A 13,282-nucleotide genomic window follows, 5' to 3' on the forward strand; every position below is an offset into this window, starting at 1 on the left:
ACGCCGATCTCGCCGCCCTGCAGTTCGGTCAGCCGCTTGGCCAGGGCCAGGCCGATGCCATGGCCTTCGATGGCCGAGCGTTCCAGTCCCAGACGGTTGAAGGGTTCGAACAACTGGGCCTGCTTTTCGAGCGACAGCCCCGGGCCGAAGTCGATCACCTCGATGCGCACCCGATGGTCGGCCCATGCCGTCTTCAGCAGCACCCGGCCGCCGGACGCGCCATACTTCACCGCATTGCCGGCCAGATTTCCGATCACCTGGGCCAGACGCTGCGAGTCCGCCTGGGCGATCAGGGCGTCGCCCTCGACCAGGACTTCGATCGAAAGGCCCTTGGCCTCCGGCTTCAGGATCAGAGCGCGTCGGACGTCCTCCAACAGGCCCGCCACGTCGGTCGGCCGCAGCTCGACCTTGACCGCCCCGGATTCGGCGCGCGCCACGTCCAGCAGATCATGCGCCAAAGTCTCGACCTGACGGGCGGTCTTGACCAGCATCTGCGCCATCTCGACCTGGTCCGGCGAGGTCGCGCCGAGTTGGCCGCCGGCCCAGAGCTCGCCTATGCCGATGATGCCGCCGACCGGGCTCTTGATCTCATGGGCGACGTTGGCCAGCAGCCGCGACTTGGCCGCTGAGGCTCTCTCGGCCCGTTCGCGCCCCGCCCGCGCCCGTTCGGCCAGACGATCGCGTTCCTCCAGCAGCGCCGCGACCATCAGGATCGGCATATAGCCCAGCAGCACGAGAAGCTGCGCCAGCAAGGCCCGGTTCTCGGCCGAAAACGAATGATAGGGGCCATGGCCCGCCATGGTCCCGCCGATGGCCATTACCGTCACCAGCACCAGGGCGGCCGCAATGCCGGACACGCGGAACCTAACGGCCATCATCAACAGCAGCGGCATCAACAAGAAGCCGTAGGGCAGGCTCAGATGGGAAAAGATCGCATAGCAGGCCGAGCCGATCAGCCCCAGCAAAGTCGCGCCTTCGACCAGACGCCCCGGCTGGCGAACGATCAGAAGATGACGCCGCTGAAGGGCCAATCCGAATGCGCCGATGACGGCGAAACCGAGCGCATGGCCGCACCACCAGATGCGGAATCCATCCATCATGTCGGCGCCGACCATGGCGTCCAGCGCCAGCGCGCTCAGAACGGCGGAAGGCAGGGGCGCGACGGCGCAAATGGCCAGGAACCGGGCCAGCCCCTCCACGGAGTTCACGCTCAAGCCGGGCACGAAACGTCGAGCGAGAACCACCGCCAGAACAATCTCAAGCAGGTTCATCGCCATGAACATGATGGACAGGGCCGGACCGTTGCCGACCAGGAACTCGCCTGCCAGCACGCCCGTCACCACCAGGACGCCGAACCCAAGGTCATAGGTCAGACCCCGGCCGCCCCGCAGCCAGACCGCCATCGCCAGACCGCCTGCGCCCCAGAGGGCCGCGACCAGGCCGTTGGTCCGGGCGAAGCTGATGGCCAACACGACCAGAATGGTCACGCCGACCGCCGTCAGGATCGGCGCCAGAGGCTGTCGGAAGAAGGCGGCATTGGGCGGAGACATGACGGCGCCGACGTCCGCGGATACGGCGTCGAGAACGGGTTCAGCCCTGTCGAGCGCTCGGCTCATCGTCATGATCGGGTCCGGAAGAGTACGCGACTAACGCCCCATCCTGCCGGACCTTTCCTAAACATCCTCTGAAGTCAGAAGGCGCTGGCGAGCACGGCGTTGAACGCTCGAACCGCCGCCGCCGGTCCCTCGGGATGGTTCCAGACGCCGGCGCTGACGGCCACGAAGTCCGCACCCGCCGCGGCCACCCGGGCCGCGTTCTGAACCGTGATGCCGCCGATGGCGACGCAGGGCGTCTCCATGGTCTCCTGCCAGATGGTCAGCTCGATCAGCTCGGGCCGATGCGTGGTGGCCTTGGTGTCCGTCGGGAAGAAGGCGCCGAAGGCCACATAGTCCGCGCCCGCTTCCGCCGCCTCCATCGCCAGATGGCGGCTGTCGTGACAGGTGGCCCCGATCATAGCGTCCGGCCCCATGATGCGCCGCGCCTCGGCCACCGGCGCGTCTTCCTGACCGACGTGAACGCCGTCGCAGCCCGTCGCCTTGGCCAGATCAGGCCGATCGTTCAGGATGACGGCCACATCGTGCGCCCGGGCGATCGGCGCCAGCCGCGCCACGGCAGCCGTGATCTGATCGTTCGAGGCGTCCTTGAGCCGGATCTGCAGGGCCGCGACCGGCCCCGCCGACAAGGCCTGATCCAGCAGGCTGGCGAAGACCTCCAGATCGGCGATGGCCGGGGGCGTGATCAGATACAGCTGACAGGGCGGACGGGGCGGTGTTGCGGGTTGACGAGCCATGCCCTGCCCTGCCCGTCCCCGCGCCGGGCGTCAATGTCGCAACCCCATGCGAACGATTTGCACTCGCCTTAATAAATGCTATAGCGAGCCATTCTCAGTAACTGCTTCGGGGCTTGTCGCCTTGTACGTCTGCAACTGTAACGGCCTTCGCCAGCGTGACGTCGCCCAGGCCATCGAGGCTGGCGCGACCCGTCCCAAGGATATTTTCGCGTCCAATCAATGCGCTCCGCAATGCGCCAAGTGCGTCTGCGAAATGCGCCAGATGATCCAGGACACCCAGGCGGCCTTCGCCCTGGCGGCGGAATAGAACCCCGCTTCTGAAAGTCGATTTCACTCGCATTATCAATGCAGTGATAAGAACTCGCAAATGATCCACGGCCATCAAGCCGTGCTATGAAAGTCGTCACGGGCGGTGTTCAGAGCCGCGGCGTCATGACGACGTCGTCCAGCGCCGCCGCATCAAGAGGACGACGACCATGAAGGGCGATCCGGCGATCATCCGCACCCTCAACGCGGTGCTGACCAACGAGCTGACGGCGGTCAACCAGTACTTCCTGCACGCCCGCATGTTCGAAAGCTGGGGCCTCAGCCACCTCGGCAACGTCATCTACGAAGAATCGATCGGCGAGATGAAGCACGCCGACATGCTGATCAAGCGCATCCTCTTCCTCGACGGCCTGCCCAATCTGCAGGACCTGCACAAGCTGAAGGTCGGCGAGGATCCGATCGAATGCCTGGGCGCCGACCTGAAGTTGGAGATCGACAGCCGCGCCACCACGCGCGACGCCGTCACCCAGTGCGAGGAAGCCCGCGACTACGTCAGCCGCGACCTGCTGATGAAGATCCTGGCCGACACCGAAGAGCACGTCGACTTCCTGGAAAACCAGCACAAGCTGATCGAACTGCTGGGCGCCCAGAACTACCTTCAGTCCGCCATGAGCGAGATCAAGACCGACGGCGCCGCCACCGGCAACTGACCGCCCAAGCCGCGGTCGGAACATTAGAGGGGCGGCCATTCGTCGGCCGCCCCTTTTGCTTGGGCTACAGCACCTCGCGCCGCGCTAGGTGGATCACGGCCAGGATCAGGACGATCAGGCCCAGCCCCCCGCCCAGCGCCAGCGCCGTCTGCATCCGCCAAGCCTCGCCGGCCAGGATATTGACCGGCATCTGCCAGGGCATGAAGACGCCCTGCTTGGCTGAGGTTGCGACGACGGCGAAGAAGGTGCCGCCGATGCCCACGATCAGGGCCGGCACGAAGCTGGCGAACCGCATGGCGACCCAGAACTGTATGGCGATCATCAAGGTGCCCGCCACCGCCATCAGCCCCAGCATCCTGGCGTAGCTCGCCAGTTCAAACGCCCCCGTCGGCGCCACGGCGGGCTTGATCAACGCCGCCAGCGACACCGAGGCCGCCGTCAGCCCCAGCACGCCCGCACTCATCAGCAGGACCAGGCCGATCACGCAGATGGCCTTGGCCGCGTAGAGGCTCCAGCGCGGGGTCGGCAGGGCGCGCAGGTGGTCCCAGGACTTCGGCCCATGCTCCATGTGCGCGACCAGGGCGGTCAGGGCCGTCACGCTCATCGGCATCATGAAGTAGGCCCAGATGGCCGAGCCGCTCATCATCCACATCTCCCATGGCGCGGACGCCTTGGCGCGCAGGGCCATGAAGAAGCCGAAGACGGCGATCAGGCTGGGCGCGGCGACGGCCAGCAGCAGGGCCAGCGAACGGTTTAGCTTGTGAACCTCGACAGACAGAACGGACAGCATTACGCGGCCTCCGGCAGGGGGTGGGCGTTTTCGGTGACCTGGCGATAGAGGGTCTCCAGCGAATGGGGGCGCGCGCCGATGGCGAAGACGGCGACGCCCTGCTCGACGAGGCTCCGGTTCAGGCGCGCCGTCACGGCGTCGTGGTCCTGGCCCGCGCGCAATCGCGCCGTCAGGCCCTCGGCGACCTCCGTCACGTCCAGATCGTGCCGGGCCAGCAACGCCGCCGCCCGAATGCGGTCGTCCACGCGCAGATGGATTTCCGGCGCCTCGGCCGCCTTCAGCGCCGCCAGTTCGCCCTCCAGAACCAATCGCCCCTGATGGATCACGCCCACATGGGTGGCGATCTGCTCGATCTCGCCCAGCAGGTGGCTGGAAAGCAGCACCGTCGCTCCGGTCCGGGCGGGCAGGTCACGCAGAAAGCGGCGCATCTCGGCGATGCCGTCCGGGTCCAGGCCGTTGGTCGGCTCGTCCAGCACCAGAACCGGCGGCGCGCCCAGCATGGCCCGCGCCAGACCCAGCCTCTGCCGCATCCCCAGAGAATAGCCTGCGACCCGCCGCCCCGCATCGGCGCGCATCTCGACCACGCCCAGCACCCGGTCGATCTCCGAGGTCGGCAGGCCCATCAAACGGCGGCTGAGATCCAGGTTCTCGCGCCCGGTCAGGTTGCCGTAGAAGCCGTGCGCCTCCAGCAAGGCCCCGACCTTGCGCGCCGCGCCGATGCGGTCGCGCGCCACGTCGACGCCGCCGATCCGCGCCGCCCCGGCCGTCGGCCGGATCAGACCCAGCAGCATCTTCAGCGTCGTCGTCTTGCCCGCGCCATTACGCCCCAGGAAGCCATAGACCGCCTGATCCGGCACCGTCATCGACACCGCATCCACCGCCGGTCGCGCGCCGAAGCGCCGCGACAGCCCCTCCGTCTCCACCATTCCGGCCATCGCCGCCTCCATTTAACTCTTAGATAAAGTTGCGAAGGCGCAATCTTTAAGTCAAGATTAAAGAAACGTCAGAATCGGAACCCGCCATGACCCGAGACCTCGACCGCTTTCGCCGCCTGTGCGGCCAGTACCGCTGGCTGGCGGTCTTCATGGTGGCCAGCGTGGGGCTGCTGTTGGTCGCGGCCAACCTGATCGCTCCGATCGTCCTGTGGGCGCGCGCTCCGACCCTGGTCAGCGGACGCGCCGTCGCCGCCTCGCTGATCTGGATCACCCCGGCGCTCTGCTATCTGTTCGGCGTCTGGTCGATCGGCGGCGGCATGGGGCAGCTGGCCAAGGGACGACTGATACAGCCGACCCTGGCTGCGACCCTGCGTCGGGTCGGCCTGGCCCTCGGCTTCGGCGGCGTGATCAGCGTCTTCGTCGTCACCAACCTGCTGCGCCTGATCGGCTCCACCCAGGGCGGCTATCTGCATTTCGACGTGGCGGGCATGACCCTGGGCATGATCGGCGGCGCCCTTTTCCTGCTGGGCCGCGTCGTGGATCAGGCGGGGGCCGTTCAGGCCGAACTGGACGAGATGATCTGATGGCGGTTCGCGTCACCCTCGACGCCCTGATCGTCGCCAAGGGCATCAAGGCCCGCGACCTGGCCGCTCAGGTCGGGCTCAGCGAGACCCAGTTGTCCCTGTTTCGCTCCGGCAAGGTGAAGGGAATCCGCTTTCGCACCCTGGCCCGGCTATGCGCCGCCCTGGGTTGCCGCCCCGGCGACCTGCTGGACTACGATTTGGACCCGGCCGACCTAGAGCCGCCCGGCGGCGATGAGGCGGACTGACGGAACCGCCTAGAGGGCGGGCGACTTGATTTCCTGACCCTTTGCAGGAGCCGCCATGTCCATCGAAAACGCCCTCGACACCGCCCGCGATCAGGCCTCCGGCCTTCTCAACGCCGAGGGGCGCAGCTGGGCTCATGTCGGACTGGGCCTGGCCCTGACCGCCGGCTTCGCCCTGGCGGCCACGACCGCAGCTTCAAAGCTGATCCGCCCCCAGCCGCGCCGAGCGCTGCAGCCGCTGGGCGGCGACGCCCCGATCACCGAACGACCGCGCGGCCCGATCAGCCTGATCCTGCCGGCCATGTTCTCGGCCACCACCCTGTCAGCCGTGCGGGTGTGGAACGCCCCGGCCCGCCCCGAGCGGCGCAGCGCCATGGCCCTCTGGCTCGCTGCCCAGACGGTCAGCGCCGTCTGGCTGGCCGTGCGGCCGACACGCCTGACGACCCAGGTCCTGGCGGCCATGTCCTCGGCCGGTCTGGCCGCCGCCTTCGCCCACGAGGCGCGCAAACTGGACCCCGGAGCCGGCAAGCTGGCCTCGCCCACCGGCATGGGCGTGCGCCTGGCCAATCGCGCCGAGGCTCGGCTTCGCGACAGGCCGACCGTTCACTGATCCGCAGGCCGGCGATCAGCGCCCCCATTGCCCTTTTTCCACTGTTCCTCTACGGCTCGCCGCGATTTCGCGCGCCCGCCTGTGAAGCGGCCGGGCCGCCCCCTGCCCTCACATCCAGCGGTTTCTATGAAAATCAACGGCAACACCATCAAGCCCGGCATGGTCCTGCAGCACAACGGCGGCCTCTGGGTCGTCACCAAGGCCAGCCACGTCAAGCCCGGCAAAGGCGGCGCCTTCGCCAACGTCGAGGCCAAGAACCTCGAGACCGGCAACAAGCTGAACGAACGCTTCCGTTCGGAAGACAAGGTCGAGCGCGTCACCCTGGAACAGAAGGACTTCTCCTACCTGTTCGACAACGGCGACAGCCTCGTCTTCATGGACGACGCCACCTACGAGCAGATCGAACTGCAAAAGGACTGGGTCGGCGACGAACGCATCCCCTATCTGCAAGAGGGCATGAAGGTCGTCATCGAGATGCATGAAGACCGTCCGATCGGCCTGGAGCTGCCGGAACAGGTCACGCTGGAAGTCGCCGAGACCGAGCCCACCGTGAAGGGCCAGACCGCCTCGTCCTCCTACAAGCCCGCCATCGCCAACAACGGCGTGCGCATCATGATCCCGCCCTACATGTCGGCCGGCGAGCGCATCATCGTCGACACCACGACCGGCGAATACGTCCGCCGCGCGGACTAACAAAGACCGTCTTTCCCGGCCAAGGTCGGGCGCTTAAGACATATCTACAGGGGCGCGGATGGTCCGCGCCCCTTTTGCTTCTCCGTCTCTCCGGGCCGACAGGGCCTTCAAGGACAGCCGGACCAGGAGAACCCCATGGCCCTCGCCTCTGCTCTCGTTCAGGTCATCATCGGCGCCGTGCGCAAGACCGCCCGCCCCATGCTTCGCGATTTCGGCGAAGTCGCCCAACTTCAGGTTTCGCGCAAAGGGCCCGGCGATTTCGTCACGGCCGCCGACCTGAAGGCCGAGGACACCCTCTTTGAACTGCTGATGAAGGCCCGCCCCGGCTACGGCTTCCTCGGCGAGGAACGCGGCCTGATCGAAGGCACCGACAAGTCGCACACCTGGATCGTCGACCCGATCGACGGCACCACCAACTTCATGCACGCCATGCCCCACTTCGCCATCACGGTGGGCCTGGAGCGCAAGCACCCCGACGGCTCGTCCGAAATCGTCGCCGGCGTCACCTACAACCCGGTGATGAACGAGCTGTTCTGGGCCGAAAAGGGCAAGGGCTGCTACCTGAACGACCAGCGCATCCGCGTCTCGGGCCGCCGCGACCTGTCGGAAAGCCTGATCTCGACCGGCCTGCCCTTCATCGGCAAATCGGGCCACGCCCAGTCGATCAAGGACATCCATGCCGTCGGCCAGCGCGTCGCCGGCATCCGTCGCCTGGGCGCCGCCTCGCTGGACTTCGCCTGGGTCGCCGCGGGCCGCTACGACGCCTTCTTCGAGCGTAACCTGCAACCGTGGGACGTGGCGGCGGGCATCCTGTTCGTCACCGAAGCCGGCGGCCTGGTCACCACCATCGACATCGACGGCGACCCGAAGAACGGCAAGCAGATCGTCGCCGCCAACCCGGAACTGCAGCCGCAGCTGCGCAAGATTCTGCAAGCGGCTTAAAAATCTCCCTCCCCTTCATGGGGAGGGTGGCCGAGCCGTCAGGCGAGGTCGGGTGGGGGCGGCGCGGTCATTGACCCGCCGCCTTTTGCTTGCCTGGCCCTCCCCAACCGATCACCGCTTCGCGGCGACCACCCTCCCCATGAAGGGGAGGGAGAAATCACACGCGCGTCACGTCACGCCCCTACCCTCAAGGCATGATCCGCTTCATCCTGACCGCCGCCCTCCTCCTCAGCGGAACCCCGGCCATGTCTGCGCCCGCCCCTCAAGTCATCGCCCATCGCGGCGCTTCCGGCGAACGGCCCGAGCACACGGCCGCGGCCTATCGCCTGGCGGTCGAACAGGGCGCGGATGTCATCGAACCCGATCTGGTCATGACCCGCGACGGCCAGTTCGTCGTCCGCCATGAAAACGAAATCGGGGGCGCCACCGACGTGGCCGATCGGCCAGAGTTCGCCGCCCGCCGCACGACCAAGGTCATCGACGGCGTCCAGACCACTGGCTGGTTCACCGAAGACTTCACCCTGGCGGAACTGAAAACCCTGCGCGCCCGCGAGCGCCTGCCCCTGCTGCGCCCCGCCAACACCGCCTGGGACGGTCAGGAGCTCCTCCTGACCTTTGACGAGGTCGTGGCCCTCGCCCGCGCGGAGACCGCCCGCACCGGCCGCGTCATCGGCGTGGCGCCGGAACTGAAACACCCCTCCTATTTCGCCAGCATTGGCCTGCCGATGGAGGACGCCTTCGTCGCCGCCCTGCAGCGCCACGACCTGACCGGGGCCGACGCGCCCCTCCTGATCCAGTGCTTCGAGGTCGGCCCGCTGCAAAGGCTCAAGGCCCGCATCGAGGCCCCCCTGCTGCAACTGATGAGCGTGGCGGGCGGCCCCGCCGACCGTCCCGACCTGAGCTACGCCGCCATGAGCACGCCTGAGGGCCTGCGCGCCGTCGCCGCCTATGCCGACGCCATCGGGGTCGAGAGCGGGATGATCCTGCCGCGCGACGCCGCAGGCCGCAGCCTGCCCGCCGCGCCTCTGGTCGCCGACGCCCACGCCGCGGGGCTCAAGGTCGTGGTCTGGACCTTCCGCGCCGAGAACGCCTTCCTCCCGCTGGAGCACCGCCACGGCGACGCCCCCGCCAACCACGGCGACCTGAACGCCTACCTCAAGACCTTCTACGCCCTCGGCGTCGACGCCGTGTTCAGCGACTTTCCAGGCGCGGCGGTCGCTGCGCGCTAGAGCTTACGTCCCCTGGAACTGCAGCTGCGCCAGACGCGCATAGAGGCCGCCGCGCGCCGTCAGTTCGGCGTGGGTGCCTTCTTCGACCACCTTGCCGCCGTCCATGACGACGATGCGGTCGGCCCGCAGGACCGTGGCCAGCCGGTGGGCGATGACCAGGGTGGTGCGCGCCTCCATAGCCTGATCCAGCGCCGCCTGCACCAGACGCTCGTTCTCGGCGTCCAGCGCGCTGGTGGCCTCGTCCAGCAGCAGGATCGGGGCTTCACGCACAAGCGCCCGCGCGATGGCCAGACGTTGCCGCTGACCGCCCGACAGGCTCTTGCCGCGCTCGCCCAGCGGGGTGTCGAAGGCTTGAGGCAGAGCCTCGATGAAGCCCAGGGCCTGGGCCTCGTCGGCCACGGCGCGAGCCTCGGCCAGGGTCGCGTCCTCGCGACCGAAACGGATGTTCTCCAGCGCCGAACCCGAGAACAGGGGCGCCTCCTGCGACACCCAGGCAAAGCGCTCTCGCACCGCAACCGGATCGGCGGCGCGCACATCCACGCCGTCCACCGAGACCAGACCCGACTGCGGATCATAGAAGCGCAGCAGCAGGCGGAAGACGGTGGACTTACCCGCGCCAGACGGCCCGACCAGGGCCACGGTCTCGCCCGGACGCACGGTCAGGCTGAAGCCCTTCAGCGCCGGCAGGTCGGGGCGGCCCGGATAGGCGAAGTCCACCGCCGACATCGACACCTCGCCCAACGGCGGCTGCGGCAGGGCCACGGGGTTGGCCGGCGGGGCGATGGCGGGCACGGCGCGCATCAGCTCGTCGATCCGCTCCATGGCCCCGGCGGCCTTCTGCACGTCGCCCCAGCTTTCGCCGAGCGCGCCCACGGCGGCGGCCGAGAAGACCGACAGGAGGACGAACTGCAGCAGGGCGCCCGGCGTCATGTTTCCGGCGAGCACGTCCTGCGCCCCCAGCCACAGCACCAGAGTCACGCCGCCAAACATGACGACGATGATCATGGCGGTCATGACGGCACGCGCCCGCATACGGATCAGGGAGACGCCGAACGCCTCCTCCACCGCCGCGCCAAAGCGGGCGATGGCGCTCTTTTCACGACCGAAGGCTTGCACCGTCTCGATGGCGTCCACGCTCTCGCCGGCGAACCCGACCGCCCCCGCGAAGGTGTCCTGGGACTTGACCGTCAGCTTGCGCACCTGACGTCCGAAGATGAACAGCGGCACGATCAGCACCGGCACAATCAGCAGCACCAGACCGGTCAGCTTGGGGCTTACGAAGAACAGAAGAATCACCCCGCCGATCAACGTCAGGAAGTTTCGCAGGGCGTAGCTGACGGATGTGGTCAGCAGGGTGTCGACCAACTGGATGTCGGTGGTCAGGCGCGACAGCACTTCACCGGTACGCATATGGGCGAAAAAGACCGGGTCCAGCGTCAGGATGCGCTTGAACAAACCGGTGCGCAGATCGGCGATGATCCGCTCGCCGGTCTTGGTGACATAGAAATAGCGCAGGGCCGTGGCCAGCCCCAGAATCAGGGCGTTCGCGCCCAGAATCAGAAACCAGGTGTTGATGTCCCGGCCGCCGTTCTCGAAGCCGTTGTCGATGGCCCCGCGCGCCGTCGCCGTCAGCGCCAGGGAAGCCACGGTCGAGCCGATCAGCCACAGACCCGCGATCGCCGCGTTCAGCCGATGCCGCATCATGAAGGGCAGCAACTGGGCCAGGGGCCTGATGTTGCGGGTCTTGGCGCGCTTGCCGCCCGCCTCCTCCATCTGCTCGGCCAGCAAGGCCCCGGCGCCGGGACGTCCCCGGGCGGCGGCGTCAGGCGAAGCGGAAGGCGAGGAAACTTGGGTCATGCCAGCGCTCTTGCCCCGGAACGCCCCCCGGTGTAAACGCCGCCGCTCATTCCCGCCGTTTAGCCTCGGCGGGTTTCTCTATTTACGCGCACTGACGGTCGGCATCGTCGAAGCGCAGAGACGGATCAGACCCATGAAAGCGGACACGCACCCCGACTACCACTTCATCACGGTTGTGAAGCCGGATGGCAGCACCTTCCAGACCCGTTCGACCTACGGCAAGGAAGGCGCGACGCTGGCCCTCGACATCGATCCGTCGACCCACCCCGCCTGGACCGGCGGCAACGCCCAGATGCTCGACCGCGGCGGCCGCGTTTCGCGCTTCAACAACAAGTTCGGCGGCTTCATCAAGAAGTAAGCCTTACGGCCTGCGACATAGTCGCCACAGAAGCGCCGGTCCGATGGGCCGGCGCTTTTTGTTTGCCCGGAACGTCGATAACATGGGGGCGTTCGATCCTTCGGGGCGCAGGCGACGGGTCTGGCGCCGGACCGGACTAAGAGCGTTAGAATGAATCGACGGGAATTGGGCTTTGGCGTCGCGACGACGACCCTGACCCTTGGCGCGACCACCTCCGCACTGGCGCAGAGCCGACCGGTCGATCCCCAGGTCTTCATCGCCGGCTTCGACGCCCAGGCCGCCCGCCTGCCCGAGGCTGTTCAGGCCGACGTGCGCGCGATCTATCAGCTGACCGGCGGCAAGCCGATCTGGACCGCCGACCGCCTGCGCATCCTGCGCGAGGTCGCAGCCGGCGCCGAGCGCCACGCCCTGCCCGCCGGAGACTTCTTCGACTTCGTCGGTCTGGCCGCCGATCCCGCCTCGGCCGAGATTCGCACCACCGCCGCCGCCGTGGCCTATGCCCGTGTCCTGGCCGAGGGCCGCGTCCGTCCCGAGACGGTCGAGGACCTGTGGGAGATGCAGAAGAACAGCGTCGACATCCCGACTGGCCTGACCCAGGCGGTCAGCGCCAATCGTCTGGCCCAGTGGTTTGACAACCTGGCTCCGACCGACATCGGCTACACCAACCTGTCGGCCGGTTACGCCCGCTATCGCCGCATCACGCGCGCCGGCGGCTGGCCCGCGTTCCGCCAGGGCGGCACGATCGAGCCGGGCGCCAGCGACAACCGGATTCCGGCCTTGATCGCCCGTCTGGTGGCCGAGGGCGACCTCAGCGCCGCCGCCGGCGAACGCCTGAAAGGCAATCTGGCCTACGGGACCGAACTGCAGCAGGCGGTCCGCAGCTTCCAGACCCGCCACGGCCTCGGCGCGGACGGCCGCATCGGTCCCGGCACCCAGCGCTCGCTCGGCGCCACGGCCGAGGACCGCGCCCGCCAGATCGCATTGAACCTTGAGCGCCGCCGTTGGCTGAAGCGCGAACTGAATCCCGAGCGGATCGAGGTCAACACCGCCGCGGCCATCATGGTCTACTGGAAGGACGGCAAGCCGGTTCACTCCAACCGCGTCGTGGTCGGCTCGACGGAAAACCAGACGCCCAGTCTCGAGAAGCCCTTCGCCTCGGTCGTGGCCAATCCGCCGTGGACCGTGCCCATGGGCATCGCCCGCCGCGAAATCCTGCCCAATGGCCCCGGCTATCTGGCCGCCCACGACATGTACATAAACGCCGACGGCTGGGTGGTGCAGCGCGCCGGCCCGCAGTCGTCGCTGGGCTATGTGAAGTTCGAACTGCGCGACAGCTACGCCATCTTTCTGCACGACACCCCGTCCAAGGGCGCCTTCAACCTGTCGGTGCGTCAGCGCAGCCACGGCTGCGTGCGGGTGCAGAACGCGGTCGAGTTCGCCCGCCTGCTGCTGCAGCCCGACCCGGCCAAGCTGGCCGACTTCGACGCGGCCCAGGACAGCCGCGAGACCAAACGCGTGACGACCGGCCGCGAGATCGCCGTGCGCCTGCTCTACTGGACCGCCTTCGTTGACGGACAGGGCCGCGTCGCCTTCCGCGAGGACGTCTATCGCCGGGATGAAAAACTGGCCCAGGCCCTGGGCATTGCGGTCAACCTGCCGCGTGTCATCGCCGACGGCCCCAGCGACGCCAACGACGTCGGCCCTTAGGCCTCGCT

Annotated in this window: 15 protein-coding genes; 10 read left to right on the forward strand and 5 right to left on the reverse strand. The window is 67.8% G+C overall.

The window, feature by feature from the left end:
- Positions 1-1,622 (reverse strand): sensor histidine kinase (locus tag B3K53_RS10760; protein WP_292084279.1); only part of this gene is annotated, 1,622 nt, incomplete at its 3' end.
- A 68-nt stretch (positions 1,623-1,690) separates the two neighbouring features.
- Complete coding sequence (gene thiE, locus B3K53_RS10765) at positions 1,691-2,350, reverse strand: thiamine phosphate synthase (RefSeq protein ID WP_292084280.1); 660 nt, start codon at positions 2,348-2,350, stop codon at positions 1,691-1,693.
- A 121-nt stretch (positions 2,351-2,471) separates the two neighbouring features.
- Between thiE and B3K53_RS10770 the strand changes: the two genes are divergently transcribed.
- Positions 2,472-2,657, forward strand: coding sequence for a (2Fe-2S)-binding protein (locus B3K53_RS10770; RefSeq protein ID WP_105563100.1), 186 nt, complete (start codon positions 2,472-2,474; stop codon positions 2,655-2,657).
- Between the two features lie 169 nt (positions 2,658-2,826).
- Positions 2,827-3,327 (forward strand): bacterioferritin, encoded by a 501-nt coding sequence (bfr, locus tag B3K53_RS10775; RefSeq protein ID WP_105563101.1) that lies wholly within the window; start codon positions 2,827-2,829, stop codon positions 3,325-3,327.
- A gap of 64 nt (positions 3,328-3,391) precedes the next feature.
- Here bfr and B3K53_RS10780 read toward each other — a convergent pair whose 3' ends face one another.
- Together B3K53_RS10780 and B3K53_RS10785 are read right to left on the reverse strand one after the other, a co-directional pair.
- Positions 3,392-4,117: an ABC transporter permease gene (locus B3K53_RS10780; protein ID WP_292084281.1), complete on the reverse strand. Its 726-nt coding sequence runs from the start codon at positions 4,115-4,117 to the stop codon at positions 3,392-3,394.
- Positions 4,117-5,052: an ABC transporter ATP-binding protein gene (locus B3K53_RS10785; RefSeq protein WP_292084282.1), complete on the reverse strand. Its 936-nt coding sequence runs from the start codon at positions 5,050-5,052 to the stop codon at positions 4,117-4,119. Before B3K53_RS10785 ends, B3K53_RS10780 begins: the two co-directional genes overlap by 1 nt.
- Before the next feature lie 86 nt (positions 5,053-5,138).
- Between B3K53_RS10785 and B3K53_RS10790 the strand changes: the two genes are divergently transcribed.
- The 6 genes from B3K53_RS10790 to B3K53_RS10815 all read left to right on the forward strand — a co-directional run bounded on the left by B3K53_RS10790 (position 5,139) and on the right by B3K53_RS10815 (position 9,352).
- On the forward strand, positions 5,139-5,636 hold the full coding sequence (locus tag B3K53_RS10790; RefSeq protein ID WP_292084283.1) for a DUF2975 domain-containing protein: 498 nt from the start codon (positions 5,139-5,141) through the stop codon (positions 5,634-5,636).
- Positions 5,636-5,881: a helix-turn-helix domain-containing protein gene (locus tag B3K53_RS10795; protein ID WP_292084284.1), complete on the forward strand. Its 246-nt coding sequence runs from the start codon at positions 5,636-5,638 to the stop codon at positions 5,879-5,881. Before B3K53_RS10790 ends, B3K53_RS10795 begins: the two co-directional genes overlap by 1 nt.
- 55 nt (positions 5,882-5,936) lie before the next feature.
- Positions 5,937-6,488 (forward strand): TspO protein, encoded by a 552-nt coding sequence (locus tag B3K53_RS10800; RefSeq protein WP_292084285.1) that lies wholly within the window; start codon positions 5,937-5,939, stop codon positions 6,486-6,488.
- Between the two features lie 126 nt (positions 6,489-6,614).
- Positions 6,615-7,181, forward strand: a complete 567-nt coding sequence (gene efp, locus B3K53_RS10805) for an elongation factor P (protein ID WP_292084287.1) — start codon at positions 6,615-6,617, stop codon at positions 7,179-7,181.
- Between the two features lie 135 nt (positions 7,182-7,316).
- Positions 7,317-8,123: an inositol monophosphatase family protein gene (locus B3K53_RS10810; protein WP_292084289.1), complete on the forward strand. Its 807-nt coding sequence runs from the start codon at positions 7,317-7,319 to the stop codon at positions 8,121-8,123.
- A gap of 194 nt (positions 8,124-8,317) precedes the next feature.
- Positions 8,318-9,352 (forward strand): glycerophosphodiester phosphodiesterase, encoded by a 1,035-nt coding sequence (locus B3K53_RS10815; RefSeq protein WP_409515784.1) that lies wholly within the window; start codon positions 8,318-8,320, stop codon positions 9,350-9,352.
- 3 nt (positions 9,353-9,355) lie between these two features.
- Here the strand turns inward: B3K53_RS10815 and B3K53_RS10820 are convergent, their stop codons facing one another.
- On the reverse strand, positions 9,356-11,209 hold the full coding sequence (locus B3K53_RS10820) for an ABC transporter transmembrane domain-containing protein (protein ID WP_292084292.1): 1,854 nt from the start codon (positions 11,207-11,209) through the stop codon (positions 9,356-9,358).
- A gap of 133 nt (positions 11,210-11,342) precedes the next feature.
- Here B3K53_RS10820 and rpmE point away from each other — a divergent pair, with 133 nt between their 5' ends.
- Both rpmE and B3K53_RS10830 read left to right on the forward strand, forming a co-directional pair.
- Entirely contained in the window at positions 11,343-11,567 is a 225-nt protein-coding gene (gene rpmE / locus B3K53_RS10825) for a 50S ribosomal protein L31 (protein WP_292084293.1), read from the forward strand.
- Positions 11,568-11,717: 150 nt separating this feature from the next.
- Complete coding sequence (locus tag B3K53_RS10830) at positions 11,718-13,274, forward strand: L,D-transpeptidase family protein (protein WP_292084294.1); 1,557 nt, start codon at positions 11,718-11,720, stop codon at positions 13,272-13,274.
- The last annotated feature ends 8 nt before the right edge of the window (positions 13,275-13,282 follow it).

This window comes from Brevundimonas sp. UBA7506, from assembly GCF_002479495.1.
Lineage (GTDB): Bacteria > Pseudomonadota > Alphaproteobacteria > Caulobacterales > Caulobacteraceae > Brevundimonas.

What these genes read in the sequence shown, in the direction of transcription:
- B3K53_RS10820 (WP_292084292.1), bottom strand. Translation starts at nt 11,209, where the DNA reads ATGACCCAAGTTTCCTCGCCTTCCGCTTCGCCTGACGCCGCCGCCCGG.
- B3K53_RS10785 (WP_292084282.1), bottom strand. Translation starts at nt 5,052, where the DNA reads ATGGCCGGAATGGTGGAGACGGAGGGGCTGTCGCGGCGCTTCGGCGCG.
- B3K53_RS10800 (WP_292084285.1), top strand. Translation starts at nt 5,937, where the DNA reads ATGTCCATCGAAAACGCCCTCGACACCGCCCGCGATCAGGCCTCCGGC.
- B3K53_RS10815 (WP_409515784.1), top strand. Translation starts at nt 8,318, where the DNA reads ATGATCCGCTTCATCCTGACCGCCGCCCTCCTCCTCAGCGGAACCCCG.
- efp (WP_292084287.1), top strand. Translation starts at nt 6,615, where the DNA reads ATGAAAATCAACGGCAACACCATCAAGCCCGGCATGGTCCTGCAGCAC.
- bfr (WP_105563101.1), top strand. Translation starts at nt 2,827, where the DNA reads ATGAAGGGCGATCCGGCGATCATCCGCACCCTCAACGCGGTGCTGACC.
- B3K53_RS10795 (WP_292084284.1), top strand. Translation starts at nt 5,636, where the DNA reads ATGGCGGTTCGCGTCACCCTCGACGCCCTGATCGTCGCCAAGGGCATC.
- thiE (WP_292084280.1), bottom strand. Translation starts at nt 2,350, where the DNA reads ATGGCTCGTCAACCCGCAACACCGCCCCGTCCGCCCTGTCAGCTGTAT.
- B3K53_RS10780 (WP_292084281.1), bottom strand. Translation starts at nt 4,117, where the DNA reads ATGCTGTCCGTTCTGTCTGTCGAGGTTCACAAGCTAAACCGTTCGCTG.
- B3K53_RS10790 (WP_292084283.1), top strand. Translation starts at nt 5,139, where the DNA reads ATGACCCGAGACCTCGACCGCTTTCGCCGCCTGTGCGGCCAGTACCGC.
- B3K53_RS10810 (WP_292084289.1), top strand. Translation starts at nt 7,317, where the DNA reads ATGGCCCTCGCCTCTGCTCTCGTTCAGGTCATCATCGGCGCCGTGCGC.
- rpmE (WP_292084293.1), top strand. Translation starts at nt 11,343, where the DNA reads ATGAAAGCGGACACGCACCCCGACTACCACTTCATCACGGTTGTGAAG.
- B3K53_RS10830 (WP_292084294.1), top strand. Translation starts at nt 11,718, where the DNA reads ATGAATCGACGGGAATTGGGCTTTGGCGTCGCGACGACGACCCTGACC.